Below are 19,175 nucleotides of genomic sequence, written 5' to 3'. Positions count from 1 at the left end.
ACGATCAGCTCCTGAGACCTCGGAACCCGTTGTCTCAGAGGACATGCTCAATCCGGATGGGCAGTCGGTGGTGCCGGCGACCGGTGGCGTGGTGCACGGCATTGGCCACGGCCGCGGCGGCGCCGACCATGGAGACCTCGCCGAGGCCCTTCACGCCCACGGGGTTGAACTGGTAGTCGGGCTTGTCGATGAAGTCGACGTCGATGCGGTGCACATCGGCGTTGACCATGACCGGGTACTCCTCCAACGTGGTGTTGAGGAAGCCCCCGACGCGGTCGTCGACCATGCTCTCCTCCCGCAGCGCGGCGCCGATGCCCCAGATCACGCCGCCGCGGACCTGGCTGGCGGCGGTGACGGGGCTGGCGACCCGGCCGCAGTCGGCCACGCTGACGACACGGGGAACCCGGATGCGGCAGGTGGTCGGCTCGACGTGGACCTCGACGAAGTGCGCGATCCAGCTGAAGGTGACGAAGCCGGGGAACACCGGGCCGGAGATGGCCAGGTGGCCGGTGTTGGTCTGGGCCAAGGCATCGGCGGTCTGCCCGGGCCCGAGGGATCCGACCGACACCTGGACGGCGTGCCCGGTGTCGGCCACGGCCGAGGCGACATCGACGTCACCGGTGTCCGCGACGTTGAGGTGCTTGCGCAGCTCCTGGAGTCCCGAGTGGACGGCCGGAAGAGCCGTTGCGGTGCCCCAGGAACCGGCGGTGAGGTGCTGCGTGCCGACGGTGGTGTCACCGACCTGCACGGTCACGTCGGCCACCGGAATCCCGAGATCCCGGGCGACGAGCAGGGCCACCGCGGACCGGATCCCTTGCCCCATCTCATGTCCGTCGACGGCGACGGCGACGCGGCCGTCGGCCGACGCGGTGAGCGTCGCGTTGGCGGCGACGATGCTGCCGGGGTAGTTGCCGATGGCCACGCCCCAACCGACGAGCGAACCGTCCTCGGCCCGCATCGAACCGGGCTCGGGATTGCGCCCGGACCAGCCGAACAGCTCCGCGCCCCGGCGCAGGCAGTCGGCGACGTGGCGGCTGGAGAACGGCAGGCCGGTGACCGGATCGGTGTCGGTGTCGTTGGCCAGCCGCAGGTCCACGGGATCCCGGCCGACCTTGTAGGCCAACTCGTCGACCGCCTGCTCGATGGCGAACATGGACGGGCTCTCGAACGGCGCCCGCATGTAGCCCGGGGTCTGCATGTCGGTCTGCACCAGTCGCTGCCGGCCGCGGAATGCGGAATACCCGTACAGCCGGCTGGAGGTCTCGTTGTGCATCGCGATGAACAGGTCGTGCCGGGACGTCTGCTGGTCGACCTCGTGCACGACGGCCAGGATCTTGCCGGACTCGTCCGCGCCGAGCCGGATCCGTTGCTTGCTGGCCGGCCGGAAGCTGCCGTTGTGGAAGGTCTGGGTGCGGGCCAGCACGAGCTTGACCGGCCGCCCCAGCCGCCGCGACACCACAGCCAACGGTCCGATGTGGACCAACAGGGAGTTCTTCTGCCCGAATCCGCCGCCGACATACGGCGAATGGACCTCGATCAGCTCGGGGTCGATGCCCAGCTGCTGGGCCAGCCCGAAGCGCAAGGCGTTGGCGTTCTGGGTGCCCTCGTGCACGATCAGCCGGTCTCCCTGCCACTGCACGACGCCGCCGTTGAGCTCCATCGGCACGGCGTGCTGCGGCGGGTGCTCGTAGGTGGCGTCGATCTGCACAGCGCTGTTGTCGATCACCGCGTCCGCGTCGCCGACCTTGATGTCGGCCAGGAACGGCAGGGGAATGGCCTCCTCCTGCACGAGCGTGGTGGCGCCCTCGGAGTCGAGGTGCAGGGCGAAGGGCTCCTGCTCGTACTCGGCGGTGATCGCCTCGGCGGCCTCGGTCGCGGCGACCGGGGTCTCCGCGACCACGATCGCGATCGGCTGGCCGCGGTAGGCGATGTGGTCGTCGGTCATCGGTTGCAGGCTCTGGAAACCGAAGCCGCCGCCCATCACGAAGCCGGGGCCGGCGAGATCGAACTTCGTCTCCACCAACAGCACGCCCGGCACCGCCAACGCGGCGCTGGTGTCCACACCGGACACCCGCCCCCGGCCGATCTTGGCCAGCGCCAGGGCGGCGAAGGCCATGCCCGGCAGCACGCGGTCGGCCCCGTAGAGCGCTTTCCCGGTGACCTTGTCGTACGCGTCGACCCTCATCGGACGGCTCGCTCCCCGGCGGTGCGCACGGCGTCGGCGACCGTGCGAATGCCCAGCTCGATACGGAATTCGTTGGTACGGCCCGGACGTGCCGCCGCGAACGCGATCTCGCCGGCGCGCCGCGCGGCCGCCGCGGTCAGCGGCTGCCCCAGCAGGGACTGCTCCGCCTCGACCGCACGCCACGGGCGGGTGGCCACGCCGCCGAGCGCGATCCGGCTCTCGGTGACGATGCCGGAGCCGTCGATCACCAGCCCGACCGCCGCCGAGGCCAGCGCGAAGGCGTAGGACTCGCGGTCGCGGATCTTCAGGTAGGTCGAGCCCCGGCCGGCTTCGGTCAGCGGCACCCGGATGCGGACGATCAGCTCGTCGATGTCGAGCACGTGCTCACGCCGAGGGTCCTCCCCCGGTTCGACGTGCAGCTCGGCCAGCGGGATGGACCGCTCGCCACGCGGCCCGACGACGTCCACAACGGCGTCGAAGGCCAGCAGCGCGATGGCGAAGTCGCCGGCATACGTTGCACTGCACAGGGAACTCGCGCCCAGCAGCGCGTGCGGCCGGTCGACGCCCTCCATGGCGGCGCAGCCGCTGCCGGGATTCCGCTTGTTGCACGGCATGTCGGCGTCACGGAAGTAGCCGCATCGGGTGCGCTGCAACAGGTTTCCGCCCAGGGTCGCCATGTTGCGGAGCTGCTGCGACGCGGCCCGCCAGATCGACTCGGCCAGAGCCGTGTAGGACGGCCGGATCACGGGGTGGTCGGAGACGTCGGCCATCCGCACGCCGGCCCCGAGGACCACCTCCGAGTCCGTGACCGAGATGCCGGTCAGCTCGGGCAGCCGGTGCACGTCGATCACCGCCGACGGCGCCTCCACCCCGAGCTTCATCAAGTCGTACAGGGTGGTTCCGCCGGCCAGGATCTTGGTTCCCGGCTGGGCCACCCGCAGCGCCTCGACGACGGCGTCGACGCTGGAGGGCGCGGTGTAGGCGAAGGGTTTCATCGCTGGGCCGCCTGTCGGACGGCGGCGACGATCCCGACATAAGCACCGCAGCGGCACACGTTTCCGCTGAGGTACTCGCGAATCTCGTCGTCGTCGGCGGTGTGCCCCTCGGCGATGCAGGCGAGGCCGGACATGATCTGCCCGGGCGTGCAGTAGCCGCACTGGAGGGCGTCGTTGTCGACGAAGGCCTGCTGCAACGGGTGCAGCTCGCCGTCCGGGCCGGTGACGCTCTCGATGGTGTGCACCTGGAGGCCGTCGACCTGCACGGCCGGCGTCAGGCAGGACACCACGCGTCGGCCGTCGAGGTGCACCGTGCAGGCGCCGCAGTGGCCCTGGTCGCAGCCCTTCTTGGTGCCGGTGAGGGCAAGTCGTTCGCGCAGCACGTCCAGCAGCGACTCCCGGGGATCCAGCCGCAGCTGGACGGGTTCGCCGTTGACGGTGCAGGTCACGTCGACCGTGGTGGCGGGTACGTCGTTCGTGGACACGTCGTCACGGTAGGTTCCGGATCCGGCGGGCGCATTCCGCTGATTGCGGTGTCAACAGGCAATTATTGCGACGCCCGCTACAACGATGCCGCCCGGAACTCGGACGGCGACAGCCCGGTCTCGCTGCGGAACGCGGCCGTCAGCCGGGACGGCGACGCGAAGCCGCACAGGTGGGCGATGTCCGTGATGGACGGCTCGGGCCGGGTCAGGTGCCGCCGGGCCCGTTCGACCCGGACCTTGGTCAGGAAGCGGTACGGCGTCTGGCCGGTGACCGCCTTGAACAGGCGCAGGAAGTGGAACGGGCTCAGGTCGGCCACGGCCGCCATCTCGGCCAGTGTCAAGGGCTGCGAGTGGTTGTCGCGGATGAACCGCGCGGCCCGCCGCACCCGGTGATCCTCCCGGCCGGCCTCGCGCGGCGGCGGGGCGGCGGCGTGCATGGTGAGCAGGTGCACCGCGAGGAACGTGGCCGCCGACTCGGCGTAGAACTCGTCGACCCCGGCCCGGGCGGCCACGCACAGCGCGTCGATCACCGACGACAGCACGGGATCCTGGACCGCCAACGCGTCAGGCCGCCCGAGCCGGGACGCGTCCCGGCCCCACAACTCCACGCAGGTGCGGTCGATGAGGGCCGAAGGAAGCTCGACATGCGTGGTGAAGCTCCGTTCCGACCCGCACCAGCGGATGTCGGTCGGCTGGCCCGGCGCGGTCAGGCCGATCATGCCGGGGCCGTACTCCGCGCCCCGCCAGGTGGATCCGTGCCGGGACTCGATCCGGCTGAGGCCCTTGTTGACCAGCACGATGGACTGACAGCCGCTGGGCGGCAGGTGCAGCTCGGCCTGCTCGGCGTTGTCGAACTGCACCACTCGCAGCGACGTCCAGCCGACTTCCGGCCAGTCGTCTCGTCTTCGACGGGCGTGCTCGGCGTTCATGCACCGCAGTATTCATCCTCGCCGTCGTGAAACGTGACGAAAGAGGACAGGGGTAGCCGCGCGGTGCGGCAACGTGCGGTCAAATGGTCGCGGTCGCCGTAACCGAGCGACAGTCCGCACACGATCAGTTGCTCGTCGGGTATCCGCAGATTCCGCCGCAGCACCGCGGAGAAGTCGATCAGCGAGGCCTGCGCGCAGGTGTCGAGGCCCTCGGCCCGAGCGGCCAGCATCAGCGACTGGAGAAACAGGCCGGCGTCGACCAGAGCTCCCTGCCGCGGGCGCCGGCTGACGGTGAGGATCATGCCGACCGGCGCCCCGAAGAAGTCGTAGTTGCGGCGGTGGTGCGCCGCCCGCCGGTCCCCGTCCTCGCGGCCGATGCCGAGCGCCCCGCCGTACAGCCGGTCGCCGAAGTCCCGCCGCCGGCCGCGGAACGGCTCCGGCCAGTCCTCCGCCGGTGGCTGGTAGTCGTAGTCCCGGCCGCGTTCGTTCGTGTCGTACGCCGCGAGCAGGTCCTCGGTCAGCCGGCGTTTGGCCGCGCCGGTGACCACGTGGACCTGCCACGGCTGGGAGTTCGAGTTGCTGGCCGACCGGGAGGCCAGGGCCAGCACCCGCTCGACCACCTCCCCCGGCACCGCCGTCGGCAGGTAGCCGCGGCAGCTTCTCCTGCGGGCCAACGCCTCCGCGACGTCCACTGTGGACTCAGGCGGCCGGCGGCGTGATGTCGTAGGAGATACGCCCGGCGGGCAGGTAGAACAGCGCGATCAGCGCCCCGCCGCGGACCTCCGGGTAGTGGTGGCTGCCCGGCCCCGGCGCGGTCCAGCCCGGGCCCTGCCAGCCGCGCGGCCCCATCAGCTCCGCGCCCGGGGTCAGCGGCACGACCAGGTTCAGCTCGCCGTACGGATGCTGGTGGTACTGGCCGCGGAACGGCTCGACGCTGTCCATGTACACCGCCGTGATGCTGAAGTAGTTCAGCGCGTCGGCCGGGTCGGCGATGCGGCTGCGGCGGTAGTGCCGGCCGTCCACCTCGATGTTGGCCGCCCAGCCCTCGCGCACGCCGTCGGTGATCATGCGGGCCAGGTCGTCGTAGAGGGCGGTGCCCGGGCCGTGGGTCTCGTTGAGCCAGGTCTCCAGCTTGCCGCCGGCCGTGCGGTTCTTCACCTCGTCCAGGAACGGGATGCTGCGGTCGACCAACTCCTGCGCGGTAGTCACGTCTGCCTCCTCGCCGTGGGATGCACCTCACGGTAGGGGCCAGTTAGGTTACAGTCAACAGTTGTAATGTAACCGGACGCGGCCGGGTCCCGACACGTGGTTCGGCGTTGATCAGCGGCGCACCGGGTGGCGGGCGGCCTGGACGCACTGGAAGACGTAGAGCGCGCCGGACCAGACGTGCATCAGCAGGCCCCAGCCGGCGAAGCCGTAGCCGATCGGGCCGGCGATCATGGCGACGCCCGGCCCGATCTGGGCCAGCAACAGGATCGGCAGCGCGTACAACAGGCAGAAGGTGCCGGCCTTGCCGAGGTAGATCACGTCCGGGGCGTCGTAGCCGGCTCGCTTCAGGAGGGGCAGGCAGAGGGTGACGGCGAGGTCACGCAGGAACACCAGCGCGACGAACCACCAGGGCAGGATGTCCCGCACGACGAAGGCGAACGCGGTGGCCAGGATGTAGAGCCGGTCGGCGGCCGGGTCGAGCAGGGTGCCGAGCCGGCTGGTCTGGTCGAGCCAGCGGGCCAGCTTGCCGTCCAGCCAGTCGGAGATGGCGGCCAGGGCCAGCACCACCACGGCCCACACGTCCTCGCGCGGGCCGAGCAGGAGCCAGAGGAAGAGCGGCACACCCGCCAGACGCAGGATGCTCAGCAGGTTGGGGACGGTGAGCACCCGGTCGGACCGTACGTGTGCGTTGCCTTGGACCACGCCCCAAGCCTAGGTGCGTCATGAGAGATCCCGCCCCCGGGGAGCTGGCGTGTCGCCAGAACGAGACGGGGGCGGGATCGGATTGCCCAGATGTGGGACTTGGCCGCCCGCGCGCCGACTCGGGAATCGACGCTCGGGCAACTGGATAACGCAGAAGAGCGGAACTCGGTGTGACGCTGAGCGGGACTCGCGGGGGTGCCGCGAGAGGTCACCGGGAGCGGGACCAGCCGCGGAGCTGGAGCTCGTCGCCGGTGTAGAAGCGGGGGCGGCCGCGGTCGTCGACGCCGACCCAGCGGGCCCGGCCGTGCGATCCCTCCAGCACGTACGCGTGCCCGCCGCTCCACACGACGCTGCACGGCGCGGTCGGCAGCGGACGGGAGTTCCGGTTCGCCTCGGACGGGCTGATTGCCTCGGCAGTGACGCTCATCGCTAGCTGAATCCTCCGTGAGGGGTTCCGTCCGGGAAGTCGGCCACCCGGTCGCTGTGCGTTACCCCGACCTGGACGATTCTGGACCCCTTTCCGCCGCCGAAACCCGGATTCCGCCCCGCCCGCGCTCGCCGGAGCAGATACGTCGCCCAGCTGCGATCCCGGTCACGTGATCGACTTGTGCCGGGGGTCACCGTCGGTGCCGTTCGGCGCAGCTGCACGACCGACCAACGTCGGCGCTTCGTGGTACCGCCGATCGGCCGCACTGGTCATACCGGGGCTGACCTGCCCAGTTCCGCCAACCGCGCGCGCATACGCCGCTGCCACGGTTCGAGACCGGCTCGGGTGAACAAAGCCAGCGCGTCGGTCAGCCTCCGGCGGCCGAGCCGCTCGTCGCCGTCGCGCAGCGCCAGCTCGGCCAGACTCCAGCAGGTCGTGGCCTCCCCGAACACGTCCCCGATCTCGGCGAACGCCCGCTGGCAGCCGCTGAGCACCCGTTCGGCGCGGGCGGTGTCGCCTCTCGTGACGAGCACGTGCCCGAGTTGCCGCGCGCAGCGCAGCTCGCCCAGCCGGTCCCCGAAGCCCCGATACAGCGCGGTCGCCTCGACCAGGCAGCGTTCGGCGGGGTCCTGGTCGCCCCATTTGCTGTGCGAGGCGCCGAGGAACAGCAGGACCTGGGCCTGTCCGTACGAGTCGCCGAGGCCTCGGAAGGCCGCCAGCGCCGCCGCCAAGGCCGCTTTCGCGGCGTCGCGGTCCCCTTCGTCGCGATCCACCAGCCCCAGACAGAAGCCGGCATTGATGCTGCCGCGGGTGTCGTGCTCCAGGTGGTAGCCGGCGGCCGCCTCCTCGAAGCAGCGCCGCGCCAGGTCGAGGCGCCCGTTGTGGTGGTGCACGTCCCCCAGCGCCATCAACGCATGCGCATGCGACAGGCAGTCCTCGGCCCACAGCTCCGCGGCCTGCCCCAGCAGCCGCGAGGCCAGGTCGTGCCGGTCCTGGGCGAAGCACAGCCGACCCAGGCCGAAGCGCATCCGGGCCTCGCCCCAGCGGTCGTCGCCGGTCACGGCAGCGGCGAGGGCCCGTTCCTGACACCGCCGCCAGTCGTCCCAGTGCCCGCGCAGCTCCATGAAGCCTTCGCAGGCTGCCGCCAACCGCCATGCGTGTTCCGCATACCCCTCGACGGCCGCCTGTTCGATGGCGACGGCCAGTTCCGGCCGTTCCAACTCGAACCAGGCCATCGGATCACCGGACGACACCGCTCCCTGGCCCGGTGGACGCGGCAGCCAGCCGGCGTTCGGCAGCTGCGCCTCGGCCTCTTCCGCCGCCGCCAACCACGCCGTCAACGACCGCGACACGGCCGCCGCCCGCTCGACGGGCTCCACCTGTTCACGGGCGTACAGCCGCACCAACCCGTGCATCCGGTACCGGTCGGCCACCTCGTCCAGCAGCTGGGCGTCGACCAGATCCTCGACCAGCCGCTCCGCCCGATGCGTCGGTCGATCCAGCGCGGCGGCCGCCAGCTGTGGCGAGTACTCCGTGGTGTCCAGCGATCCCAGCAGCCGCAGCGCCCGCCGCCGCTCGTCGTCCAGGGCCCGATACCCGGTTGCGAGGCTGGCTCGCACTTGCAGATCCCCGGCCTCCAGGCCGTCCAGCCGCCGCTGCTCGTCGGCCAGCTGGGCCACCAGCCAGCTCAGCGGACGGCTCGTGCGGGCGGCCAGCCGTGCGGCGGCGATCCGCAACGCCAACGGCAGCCCGCCGCACTGCCGGACCAGGTCCGCGGCGGCTTCAAGCTCGGCGGCGACCCGCTGGGCGCCGAGCACGGTCTCCAGCAGCCGCCGCGAATCCTCGTCGTCGAGCACGGTCAGGTCGACGGTCGAAGCTCCGGCCAGCCCGGTCAGCCGGTTGCGGCTGGTGACCAGCACGGCCGAGCACTCGTCGCCGGGAATCAGCGGTCTGACCTGGGCCTCGTCGGCGGCGTCGTCCAGCACGAGCAACACCCGCCGCCCGGCCAACCGGTCACGCAGCAACGTGGAACGGCCCTCGACGCTGTCCGGGAGGTGGGTGCCGAGCACGCCCAGCAGCCGCAACAGCCGGCCCAGCACCTCGGCCGGATGGACGGGGCCGGTGGCGTCGCTCAGCGTGGCGTGCAGCCGGCCGTCCGGGAAGTAGGCCCGCAGCCGGTGACCGATGTGGACGGCCAGCGCGGACTTCCCGACGCCGGACATGCCGGTGATCACCTGCACCACGGGCATGCCGCTGCGCGGGGACGGCTCGGCCAGCCGGGAGGTCAGCTCGTCGGCGAGGGATGCTCGACCCACCAGGTCCACGTCCGGCGGCAACGCCTGCGGCCGGACAACGACCCTGTCCGGCGTCCAGTCCAACGCGGGATCCCCGGTCAGCACGCCGCGTTCCAGCTCCCGCAGCCGCTCCCCCGGCTCGATCCCCTGCTCGGCGACGATCATCGACCGCGCGTCCCGATACGTCCGCAGGGCATCGGCGCTGCGGCCGGCGCGGTGCAGGGCCAGCATGAGCTGGGCTCGGAACGGCTCGTGCAGCGGCGAGTCCGCCACCAGACCGGCCAGCTCCCCCAGCAGCTCGGCGTGCCGGCCGAGCCGGAGGTCGGCGTCGATGCGCCGCTCCAACGCGTTGATCCGCAGCTCCGCCAGCCAGCGCCCGGCCACGGCGTGCAGGGACGGCGACGGCACGTCGGACAGCGCCGGACCCCGCCAGAGATCCAGCGCCTCCCGCAGCCGTTGCGCGGCCACGGCGGCCGGCGCCAACTCGGCCTCCGCCACCAGGGCCTTGAACACGTCCAGGTCGAGCTGGCCCGGCGCCACGTCGATCAGATAGCCCGGCGGCCGGGTGCGGAGCGGATCCACCCCGGTCAGCGTGCGACGCAGCCTCAGCACGTAGCCCTGCAGCGTCGCCTTGGCGCTGGCCGGCGGCTCCTCGCCCCACAGCCGCTCGGTCAGCTCCTCGACCGACACCGGCTGGTTGGCGCTGAGCAGCAGCGCGGCCAGCACGATCCGGTGCTTGGCGGCCGGCAGCGCTGTCACCTCGCTGTCGATAGTGACCTCGAGCGGCCCCAGCACCCCGTAGTGCACCCCCACCCTTGAGATAATGCCGGTGCTGACAAGACAGAGTTGGGGGAACCAGTGTCTCCAGTCACGATCGTCACGGGCGGCAGCCGCGGCATCGGCGCGGCGGCGGTGCGCCGCCTGGCCGCCGACGGGCATGCGGTCTGCCTGTCCTTCCGCGAGGACACCGACGCCGCCGAGAAGGTCGTCCAGGAGGTGATCGAGACCGGCGGACGGTGCATCGCGGTCCGGGCCGACATGACCAGCGAGGACGACATCGAGGTGCTGTTCCGCGAGGCCCGCGAGGAGCTCGGGCAGATCACCGGCCTGGTCGCCAACGCCGGCGTGACCAGCCCGATGGCGCCGCTGGCCGACCAGCCCGTCAGCCAGCTGCGCTACGTGCTGGAGGTCAACGTGCTCGGGGCCATGCTGTGCGCGCGGCGGGCCGTGCAGTCGATGTCCACCGCCCGCGGCGGCAACGGCGGCGCCATCGTGTTCGTCTCCTCCTCGGCCACCATCCACGGCGGGCCCGGCGAGTACGTGCACTACGCGGCGTCCAAGGGCGCGGTGGACGTGCTGACCGTGGGCCTGGCCAAGGAGGTCGCCCAGGAGGGCATCCGGGTCAACACGGTGGCCCCGGGCATGGTCGACACCGAGATCCACACCCTCTCCGGCGACCCCGAACGGGCCTGGAAGGCGGCCGGCCGGATCCCGCTGGGCCGCCCGGGCGACCCAGCGGAAATCGCGAACGCGATCGCCTGGCTCATGACCGAGCAGGCGTCCTACACCACCGGCGCCATTCTGCGGGTGGCCGGCGGAATCTGATCACACGTCGTTGTACGTGAGCTTCAGCAGATCCGTCGCCTTCACCGTCGGCGTGGACAGCGCGGTGCCACCGGAATTGACGAGCGTGATCGGCGTTCCGGTGTTGCCGCCGACCCAGCCGGCGGTGTTGGCCAACGCCTGTGCGTCATCGAAATAGACCACGCCGTAATCGGGAAGCGTGGTCGGAGAACCGCCGACACTCGGCGTTTCCACGATCCATTCCGCGCAGTTGCCGCGCAGCGTGGTGCCGCTGGGCGCGGTGATGGCGAACGACACCGACTGGTCGGTGCTGTCGTTGGCCAGCCAGATCGACGCGGTGGTGGCCGAGGTGGCGCAGATCAGGCAGAACATGGTGTCGCCGGCGGAGACCGGGAAGTTCGAGATGGCGATCTCGAAGTCCGGGTACCACTCCCACCAGGCGTAGACCCGCTTGGTCCCGTTGACCAGCGAGGACTCGGTGCCGGCCTGGAGCACGTCGGGCGAGCCCCAGCCGTCGATGCCGACCCAGGACGAGGAGTAGTACGAGCTCTTGCCGCCGTTCGGGTCGGACGGGTCGGCCACGGTCCACTCGCCCTCGACCCACTTGAACGAGTCGCCGGCGGGGGCGAACACCGCGGTGCCCGACCAGTTCGTCGAGGTCGCGTCGGCCGGCTTCGCCCGCGCGGCGCCCAGGAGATCGAGTTCCGAGCTCGGGCCGCGCATCGGGCCGTGCACCTTGTCGGTGTTGCGCACGAAAACCGGCTCGATTCTCGTGTGCTTTCTGCTGACTCTGCGCTTCCACTGCGTGTACAGCGGCCGCTGCGAGTCCTGGTCCGGCCGGGCCGGGAAACCGTGCACCAGCAGTTCCCGCTGGTCGGCGGTCAGCGGGTCGAAATCGGCCGGCGGCCGGGTGAACAATCGGACGCCCAGTTCGCTCGGCGCCATGGTGGTTTCGGTCAATGCGAGGCACCTCCCGTGCGGCGCCGGGGCATTTCTGATCAATGCGGAAAACGACGTCGCGTGCTTCCAGGAGCCCGCCGGGGGACAACAGATACAGTTGACCTCGTCGGCCAGCGATCCTGTCCGGCGACGTGGACCGATGAAGGAGGAAGGATCCCTGTGGCTGAGATCCGCCGGGTGGGCGTGGTTGGCGCCGGACTGATGGGTTCGGGCATCGCGGAGGTGTGCGCGCGGGCCGGGCTGGACGTGATCGTCAGCGAAGCGAGTCCGACCGCGATGGAGGCGGGCCGGGAGCGGATCGCCAAGTCGCTGGCGCGCGGCGTGCGCAGCGGCAAGCTGTCCGAACAGGACCGCGACGCCGCGCAGGGCCGCCTGCGGTTCACCACCGACCTCGGCGACTTCGCCGACCGCGAGCTCGTGGTCGAGGCCGTCGCCGAGAGCGAGCAGGTCAAGACCGAGGTGTTCACCACCCTGGACAAGGTGGTGACCGACCAGGACGCCATCTTCGCGTCCAACACCTCGTCCATCCCGATCATGAAGCTGGGCATGGCCACGCAGCGGCCGGCCAACGTGATCGGCATCCACTTCTTCAACCCGGTGCCGGTGCTCAAGCTGGTCGAGCTGGTGCCCTCCCTGCTGACCAGCCAGGAGACGGCGCTGCGGGCCCGTGGCTTCGCGGCCGGCCAGCTGCGCAAGGAGGTCATCACCGCCCAGGACCGGGCCGGCTTCGTGGTGAACTCGCTGCTCATCCCCTACCTGCTGTCGGCCATCCGGATGATGGAGTCGGGCTACGCCTCGGCCGCCGACATCGACCAGGGCATGGTGCTGGGCTGCGCGCACCCGATGGGGCCGCTGCAGCTGACCGACCTGATCGGCCTGGACACCACCAAGGCCATCGCCGAGTCGATGTACGAGGAGTTCAAGGAGCCGCTGTACTCGCCGCCGCCGCTGCTGCTGCGCATGGTCGACGCCGGTCTGCTGGGCAAGAAGTCGGGCCGCGGCTTCTACGACTACTCCGGCTGAGTCAACGCCGCCGTCCGGACGGGCACCGAAGATCGGCACGGGTGCCCGCCCGGCCGGCCGGACAGGAAGTGATCACCCGCCGACCGTCCGCCGATGGCCTGATCTCCGCGGCAGATGGCCGAATATCAGGGCATGTCTCGCAGGCACATGCACTTCGTCGGCACGATGCCGCAGTTCCCCGACGCGCGAGCCGCGTTCTCCTGGCAGCTGGGGGACGAAGTCCGGCCGCTGCTGCGGCGGCTGTCCAGCGGCGAGACCGGCCCGCGGCTGCTGTGGTTCGTGCCGATGGTCAAGGAGCTCAAGGGCCAGCCGGAGATCCGGTCCGTCAAGGACGGTGACTGGTCCGGCTACGAGGACACCGACCTGTTGACGGTGCGGCGCGGCCAGCAGCTGCGTATTCCGCTGCGCCTTGAGCAGTACGCGACCGAGGACCGGGCGGCCCTGGAGTCCGTTGTGGACGATGCCGGGCTGCCGATGCAGGTCGGTGTGCCCGGTTATCTCGACATGGCCCTGTTCACCTTCGGCCCGCTGGGCGCGATCCGCCACAGCCGCAAGTTCCTCACGGCCGTGTCCGACCAGATTTCCCGCATCGCCGCGCCGGATGTCGTGTTCCAGCTGGAAGTTCCTGCCGCGTTGATCGCCGTCGCCTCGGCGCCGCGTCTGCTGCGGCCGGCGATGGCCGCGTTCATGGCCCACCTCGTCACCCGCCCGGTCGCCCGCGCGCCGCAGGGCTCGCGATTCGGCGTGCACCTGTGCCTCGGTGATCTCGGGCACCGGGCGCTGCGCCAGCTTCCCGACGCGGAGCCGTTGGTGTTGCTGGCCAACGCCATCGTGCGCCGGTGGCCGGCCGGCCGATCGCTGGAGTTCGTCCATCTGCCCATGTCCGGCGGGGATCAGCCGCCGACCACCGACGCCGCCTTCTACGGGCCGCTGCGCCGCCTGCACGACATGCCGCTGATCGCCGGTATCGCCCACGAGCTCCAGGATCCGTCGGACCAGCTGCGGGTCCGCGATCTCGTGGAGACCGCCGCCGGGCGGCCGGTGGACATCGCCACCAGCTGCGGGCTCGGGCGGCGGGCACCGGCCGAGGCCGAGCGGGCCGTGCAGGCCATGCTCAAGCTGACGGCCGACTGAATCACTTGCGGCGCAGGTGGATTCCCTCCAGCAGCTCGGGGATCAGCTGGGCGCCGCGGGAGCTGTCGACCACGGCGGTCGACGTCACCGGGGCCATCAGCCAGGGCTGACGGTAGCCCAGCACCGGCGAGTACACCGGCACGAAACCCTGGTCGTAGAGCCAGATCGCGAAGTCGGTGGACAGCGTGCCCTTCTCGTCCACGGCCGCCGTCCCGTGCCACGGCAGCAGCGCGGAGCCGCCGAGCGCGGCGAAGCCGACCCGGCCCGGCGACGGCATGCTGACGGTCAGGCGCACCCGGTGCGTGAACAGGCTGTCGTAGCCCAGTTCCCGGTCGGTCAGCACGGCCGACAGGTAGCGCACGGTGTCGCTCCAGGCCTGCCGCAGCACCTGCCGCCGGGCCCGGACGATCTCGGCCGGGGTCGCCGGGTCGCCCAGCTGGTACGGGTCGGTGTACACGGCGCGGGCCCAGGACATCCGGTCCCGCCCGGCCGGCACGTCCAGCGCCACCGAGTGCAGGATGGACCGGAACATGTCGCGGAAGGCCAGCCCGCCCGGGGTGTGCTCGGCCATCGGGTCCACATCGGACACCCGCGACAGCACGCCCATCGGGTCGGCGGCGATGTCCAGCTCCGTGAACGCCTTGCGGAAGGTGTTCTGGAAGTACTCGATGAGGACGATACGCTCGCTGTCCAGGCAGGACCCGAGCTTGCGCCGGGCCACGTCGTCGATGTCGGCGAACTCCAGGAAGTCCTGGCCGCCGACCAGCCGCAGGTACTGGTTGAGCTTGCGCAGGTAGGACTCGACGATCACGGCCGGGCGCGGGCGGAAGTGGTGGCCGTCGGTCAGCACCGTGATGCGCAATCCCGGCGCGTACAGGCATTTCACCGTCTGCTGGAGTTCACGCAGCCGCACCAACACGCCCAGTTCGGCGAGGTCCGGCAGCACCCCGGTGGCCTTGAGCCCGCTCTGGCTCTGCTTCACCGGGAAGCCCGGCACCACCACCTGGATCGGCTGGTTGTAGCGCAGGAACGGCATCAGGTCCTTGCGGGCCATCTCCGGCGTGTACGTGCCCCGTGAGCCGCGGTGGAACTGCTTGCGCATGAACACGTGGTGCAGCAGCAGCACGGTCCGTTCGAGCGGATCGGCCACAGTGGACAGTGCCGCACGGAGGTGCCCCGGCGCCGCGGCGGCCGTGCGCTGCGCGTTGGAGTCGGCTTCGGCCACCAGCCGGTCGACGATGGACAGCGTCTGCGCCACCGACAGGTTCACGGCGTGCCCGCGCGCGGGCAGGCCCACCGACAGCTCGCCGACCTGCAACTCGGCGATGGAATGCGTGTGGGACAAGGCGGGCGTGGAGCCTCCGGCCTGCCGCGGCAGGCGTTCGAAGGTGGCGATCAGCGGGGCGCCGTCCGGCGGCGGGCAACCGGGGGCACGGTCGCTGACGAAGCCGGGGGCCTCGACGGCGACGACCATGGCGTCGGGAAAGGAATCCCGCAGCACCTGACGGTTCTCGGTGAGGTCGTCGAACACCGCGACCACGTCCAGGTCCGCGAGGCGGCGCAGGTTCTCCACCTTCAGCTCGGCTATCGGCCGCACCCGGTCGTCGGGCAGCGTCAGCAGTCGCACGTGGGTCAGGCCGCCCCGGGCCAGCACGGCACTGGTGTGCTCGCGCACCCGGTCCCGGCGGCCGGTGTTGAACACGACCTCGCCGCCGGCGTCCTCCACGTCGCGGACGAACCGGACCAGCCCCGGCGCCAGCGAGTCGGAGCGCAGTCGTTCCCACGGCCGGTAGAAGGCGGGGCAGAACTCGGCGTGCACGTCGTCCCACTCGACGTCCGGATAGCGCCCGGCCACGCCGGAGACCTCCAGGAACCGGTCCCAGGCCGGCTTCGAGTAGGACGGCAGCGCGCGCAGCGTGCCCGGACGCGCCAGCTCCGGGATGCCCTGCGGCGCGCCCTCGCGCGGCCCGGCCAGCGTGCGGGCGGCGTGCAGGGTCCTGGCCTTCGGCACCAGCCCACACAGGTCGAGGTCGATGACCACGGCCGGCACGGGCAGCGACGGGTCGCGGCGGCGGGCGGCCGAGCTTTCCTCGACGGCGCGCAGCACATCGCGCAGCAGGCGGTCCTGTTCCTCGGGCACGGAGTGCACGTAGCGGTCGAGCGGGTGGTCGCCGCGCAGCAGGGCGGCCGTCTCCGGCGCGAGATAGCGCAGTTCGGCCGACAGCACCGACTCCACGGCGGCACGCACGGCCCGCCCCTTGTACTGGCGGCCGTCGAAGGTGGCCTGCTGGAAGCCGGCGGCCAGCGTGTTCAGCCCGCCGTGCAGGGCGCGGGCCGCCCGGCTCACCTCCAGCGCGTCGACCTCGGCGGTCTCGCGCAGCCCGGCGACCGAGATCAGCACGAGCCGTCCGGTGGCGCGCACGCCCGGCGTGAGCTCGAATCTGATGTGGTCGGCGTCCAGGTCGAGCAGCAGCCCGTGCCGGTCGACCAGGGCCCGCCACACCGCGACCAGCGGCCGGACGAAGTGGTCGGCGACGAAGTCCAGCGCGTCCATCGGCTCGTGCTGGTTGGCGATGGCCTGCTCCAGCAGGGTTCGCTCGTCGTCGGCGGCGCGGTCCAGCAGCGCGGCCGGCGAGACGATACGGACCTGGTCGGACGCGCGCGGATGTGTCGGCTGAGGGCCGTCACCCAGATCGGCGGACAGGTCGCGCGGGGGACGCAGCGCGAGGTGCAGGCGCAGCTCGGCATCGCGCCGCACCAGCTCGGCCAGCCGCTGCCAGCCGGCGGCCATCGCGAGGTGCTCCTCGCAGCCGTCACTGACCGGGCGCGGCACCGCCTGCGGGGCGGCTCCGTCCAACATGCTCATACCAGGGCCCTAACGAACACGTGGCTCTCCACATATTCAGCCGCGGTTCTTGGTCCCCGGAATTCGCGGCACTGGATCCGAGTATATCGAGAACCTGTCAGCGTGGAGCGCCTCTTTTGGGTGTTACGTGATCTACATCACTCGCTTCGTAAGCGAGCTTGACATACCGCCGGGCCGGACCGCACCATGTTCGGCCGCAGGTCCACGCCGATACGTTCCACCGGGCCGCACGCGGTTCCTCCCCGGCTTTCACCCGGCATTCACAGCCGGTTTCTACAATGCGCCGGGTCTACCGTCGGTGACATCGTCCCCACGGCAACCGCCACGATGATACGGACGGCCGCGCCCGGGCAAGCCGGTGCCGCCCGGGCGCGCGGGAATTACCCGATCGGGTTCCGGGGCCGGTCGACACATCGTGGCCGGCAAACCGCTGTCGGGACGAACTGGGCGGCTACCGTCCACCGTAATGGGCACGGCCCGCCCTTACCCACCGCGGACGCGCGGTAAACATCGTCATCCGGTCATACCGAATTGAGACGCCGGCCGGGTGAAATGCCGGTGACGTGAATCAGTCCTCGGGCCGCAACCGGGTGCTGAAACTGAACCGGTCACCGCGGAACAGCGACCTGACCCGCTCGATCGGCACGCCGTCGGGGTCCAGCGACCGGCGGTGCAGCAGCAGCATCGGCAGCGCCGGGTTGGTGCCGATCAGCTTGGCCTCCCGCGGCGTCGCCAGCACCGTCTCGACCCGCTCCTCGGCTTCGGCGAAGACGACACCGAGCCGGTTGGCCAGGCAGCTGTGCAGCGAGGCGTCCGGGTCGAACACGTCGAGCAGCGACGGGAAGCGGGCGGCGGCCAGGTAGGTCGACTCCAGGCCGACGTTCTGGCCGGTGGCCTCGACCGTGCGCTCGATGTGCAGCACCAGGTCGCCCGGCTCGATGTTCAGATCGGCGGCCAGGGTGGGATCGGCCGGCAGGTGCTCCAGCGTGACGAGCTTGCGGCTGGGGGTCGCGCCCTGGCGGCGGATGCCCTCCGACAGGCTGACCAGGGACAGCGGCTGCACCAGCTTGGGCGGCATGACATAGGTGCCACTGCCGTGGCGGCGCTGGAGCTTGCCCTCCAGCACCAGCTCGGAGACGGCCTGGCGCAGCGTCATGCGGGCCACGCCGAAGCGTTCGGCCAGCTCCCGCTCGGACGGCAGCGCCGCACCCTCGCCGAGCTTGCCGGTCAGCTCCAGCAGCTGGGTCTTGACCGCGTAGTAGCGCGGCACCCGCCCGTCCTCGGGGATGCCGGCGCGCACCGGCTCGCCCGCCCGGTGCCGGGCCGGGTCGGCCGGATCGGTCGTCAGGTTCTGGATGGTCGGGTTGACCCGGGCCGCCGCGATCGGCTCGCCGTCGACCAGCATCACCAGCCGCCGGTCGGCCATTGGTTCACGCAGCCTGACCCGCAGCGTCGACAGCGCGGCGTCGATCTTCGTCGATCCGCCCGCCTCCGACAGCGTCGCCAGCTCGACCTTGACCTCCGCGCCGGCCTCGCTGACGGCCCGGTCGGCGAACCGCGCGCCCTCCGGGTGCGTCACCTGGATCGCCAGTTCGGTCTCGTTCTGCTCGACCCACCAGATCGGTTGCAGCGAAATACCCGTGCCCACGGCAGCGACGCTACGGCCAGGCCGGGTGCGGCGGTAGCGAACTTCAGATGTTCCCACTGGTTGGCTGCGTGCGCCTGGCCACCCAGCACCCAAAGTGTGCACGAATGGTCCAGCCGGGTGTGACGCGCTTCTCCGTGCGCACGCCAAAAGACGGCCGCGCCGACACCGCGGCGCGGCCGTGCTTGAGCCCATGCGTCCCCCTCGGCTGCGCCGAACGGCGCAACCTCCGGGCCGACCCTCCCGATGTCGACCCGGCTTCCCCCAGTGCCGGCTGCGGCCTAGAGGTCCAGGGCGAACGCCGCCGAGTTGACCGGCGCGCAGGGCCAGACCTGACCGCAGTCCGTGCAGTGCTCACCGGCGCGGACGTGCGCGTTGAGGACATCCGCGGCGACGTGGTGATAGGAGTCGAGCAGGGCCTCGAGGCCGCGCTTGCCGCTGGGAGTGGCATCGGGGTGCTGTACCGAGAGCACCATCCGTGCTCACCGCCTTCCGAGTTAACCCCTCAACTGCTCTGTTGAGGTGTGGCAGCCGCCACAACGATTACCATCCGCGCATGCCCCGTCAAGGACATCCGCCATCCGGCGGAGAATTGTGACAGCCACTCTGTCGTGTGATGACGCAGAGCAACCGCCGTTCGGTTCACTCGCCCGGGCGGCCACGCTCCGCACACGGACATGCGCGACGACGACGTCCGGGTGGTAGACGAGCGACCCGGCTCAAGATCCGTCTACTCT

Annotated in this window: 16 protein-coding genes; 3 read left to right on the top strand and 13 right to left on the bottom strand. The window is 71.1% G+C overall.

Annotation, left to right across the window (positions count from 1 at the left end):
- Nucleotides 1-34: 34 nt before the first annotated feature.
- The 9 genes from AB0M73_RS30945 to AB0M73_RS30905 all read right to left on the bottom strand — a co-directional run bounded on the left by AB0M73_RS30945 (nucleotide 35) and on the right by AB0M73_RS30905 (nucleotide 10,039).
- Complete coding sequence (locus AB0M73_RS30945; RefSeq protein WP_363897835.1) at nucleotides 35-2,185, bottom strand: xanthine dehydrogenase family protein molybdopterin-binding subunit; 2,151 nt, start codon at nucleotides 2,183-2,185, stop codon at nucleotides 35-37.
- The gene (locus AB0M73_RS30940; RefSeq protein WP_363897832.1) at nucleotides 2,182-3,180 is read right to left on the bottom strand and encodes a xanthine dehydrogenase family protein subunit M; all 999 of its coding nucleotides are present in this window, start codon (nucleotides 3,178-3,180) and stop codon (nucleotides 2,182-2,184) included. Before AB0M73_RS30940 ends, AB0M73_RS30945 begins: the two co-directional genes overlap by 4 nt.
- Nucleotides 3,177-3,665, bottom strand: coding sequence for a (2Fe-2S)-binding protein (locus AB0M73_RS30935; protein WP_043715739.1), 489 nt, complete (start codon nucleotides 3,663-3,665; stop codon nucleotides 3,177-3,179). Before AB0M73_RS30935 ends, AB0M73_RS30940 begins: the two co-directional genes overlap by 4 nt.
- Nucleotides 3,666-3,742: 77 nt before the next feature.
- Complete coding sequence (locus AB0M73_RS30930) at nucleotides 3,743-4,594, bottom strand: AraC family transcriptional regulator (RefSeq protein WP_363897828.1); 852 nt, start codon at nucleotides 4,592-4,594, stop codon at nucleotides 3,743-3,745.
- Nucleotides 4,591-5,286, bottom strand: coding sequence for a nitroreductase (locus tag AB0M73_RS30925; RefSeq protein WP_043715740.1), 696 nt, complete (start codon nucleotides 5,284-5,286; stop codon nucleotides 4,591-4,593). The genes AB0M73_RS30930 and AB0M73_RS30925 overlap by 4 nt, the downstream gene beginning before the upstream one ends.
- Before the next feature lie 7 nt (nucleotides 5,287-5,293).
- A complete protein-coding gene (locus AB0M73_RS30920) occupies nucleotides 5,294-5,803 on the bottom strand; it encodes a DUF4863 family protein (RefSeq protein ID WP_363897825.1) in 510 nt (169 codons plus the stop codon).
- 111 nt (nucleotides 5,804-5,914) lie between these two features.
- Nucleotides 5,915-6,505, bottom strand: a complete 591-nt coding sequence (locus tag AB0M73_RS30915) for a CDP-alcohol phosphatidyltransferase family protein (RefSeq protein WP_043715741.1) — start codon at nucleotides 6,503-6,505, stop codon at nucleotides 5,915-5,917.
- A gap of 208 nt (nucleotides 6,506-6,713) precedes the next feature.
- Nucleotides 6,714-6,932, bottom strand: coding sequence for a hypothetical protein (locus tag AB0M73_RS30910; protein ID WP_043715743.1), 219 nt, complete (start codon nucleotides 6,930-6,932; stop codon nucleotides 6,714-6,716).
- Between the two features lie 269 nt (nucleotides 6,933-7,201).
- Nucleotides 7,202-10,039 carry a BTAD domain-containing putative transcriptional regulator gene (locus tag AB0M73_RS30905; protein WP_363897820.1) on the bottom strand — a complete coding sequence of 946 codons (2,838 nt, stop codon included), beginning with the start codon at nucleotides 10,037-10,039 and terminating at the stop codon, nucleotides 7,202-7,204.
- Nucleotides 10,040-10,084: 45 nt separating this feature from the next.
- Here AB0M73_RS30905 and AB0M73_RS30900 point away from each other — a divergent pair, with 45 nt between their 5' ends.
- Nucleotides 10,085-10,831, top strand: a complete 747-nt coding sequence (locus AB0M73_RS30900; RefSeq protein ID WP_363897817.1) for an SDR family oxidoreductase — start codon at nucleotides 10,085-10,087, stop codon at nucleotides 10,829-10,831.
- Here the strand turns inward: AB0M73_RS30900 and AB0M73_RS30895 are convergent, their stop codons facing one another.
- Nucleotides 10,832-11,770 (bottom strand): G1 family glutamic endopeptidase, encoded by a 939-nt coding sequence (locus AB0M73_RS30895; RefSeq protein WP_363897814.1) that lies wholly within the window; start codon nucleotides 11,768-11,770, stop codon nucleotides 10,832-10,834.
- 159 nt (nucleotides 11,771-11,929) lie between these two features.
- Here AB0M73_RS30895 and AB0M73_RS30890 point away from each other — a divergent pair, with 159 nt between their 5' ends.
- Together AB0M73_RS30890 and AB0M73_RS30885 are read left to right on the top strand one after the other, a co-directional pair.
- Complete coding sequence (locus AB0M73_RS30890) at nucleotides 11,930-12,793, top strand: 3-hydroxybutyryl-CoA dehydrogenase (RefSeq protein WP_043715747.1); 864 nt, start codon at nucleotides 11,930-11,932, stop codon at nucleotides 12,791-12,793.
- A 132-nt stretch (nucleotides 12,794-12,925) separates the two neighbouring features.
- Nucleotides 12,926-13,927: a hypothetical protein gene (locus tag AB0M73_RS30885; protein WP_363897810.1), complete on the top strand. Its 1,002-nt coding sequence runs from the start codon at nucleotides 12,926-12,928 to the stop codon at nucleotides 13,925-13,927.
- Between the two features lies 1 nt (nucleotide 13,928).
- On the opposite strand, the gene AB0M73_RS30880 is transcribed toward AB0M73_RS30885, so the two are convergent.
- The 3 genes from AB0M73_RS30880 to AB0M73_RS30870 all read right to left on the bottom strand — a co-directional run bounded on the left by AB0M73_RS30880 (nucleotide 13,929) and on the right by AB0M73_RS30870 (nucleotide 18,914).
- Complete coding sequence (locus AB0M73_RS30880; protein WP_363897807.1) at nucleotides 13,929-16,793, bottom strand: L-tyrosine/L-tryptophan isonitrile synthase family protein; 2,865 nt, start codon at nucleotides 16,791-16,793, stop codon at nucleotides 13,929-13,931.
- A gap of 568 nt (nucleotides 16,794-17,361) precedes the next feature.
- Entirely contained in the window at nucleotides 17,362-18,141 is a 780-nt protein-coding gene (locus AB0M73_RS30875) for a GntR family transcriptional regulator (RefSeq protein ID WP_363897883.1), read from the bottom strand.
- Nucleotides 18,142-18,719: 578 nt separating this feature from the next.
- The gene (locus tag AB0M73_RS30870) at nucleotides 18,720-18,914 is read right to left on the bottom strand and encodes a hypothetical protein (protein WP_363897804.1); all 195 of its coding nucleotides are present in this window, start codon (nucleotides 18,912-18,914) and stop codon (nucleotides 18,720-18,722) included.
- Between the last annotated feature and the right edge of the window lie 261 nt (nucleotides 18,915-19,175).

Source organism: Kutzneria sp. NPDC051319 (genome assembly GCF_040682195.1).
Classification (GTDB): Bacteria; Actinomycetota; Actinomycetes; order Mycobacteriales; family Pseudonocardiaceae; genus Kutzneria.
This window is presented reverse-complemented; position numbering and strand designations above follow the sequence as displayed.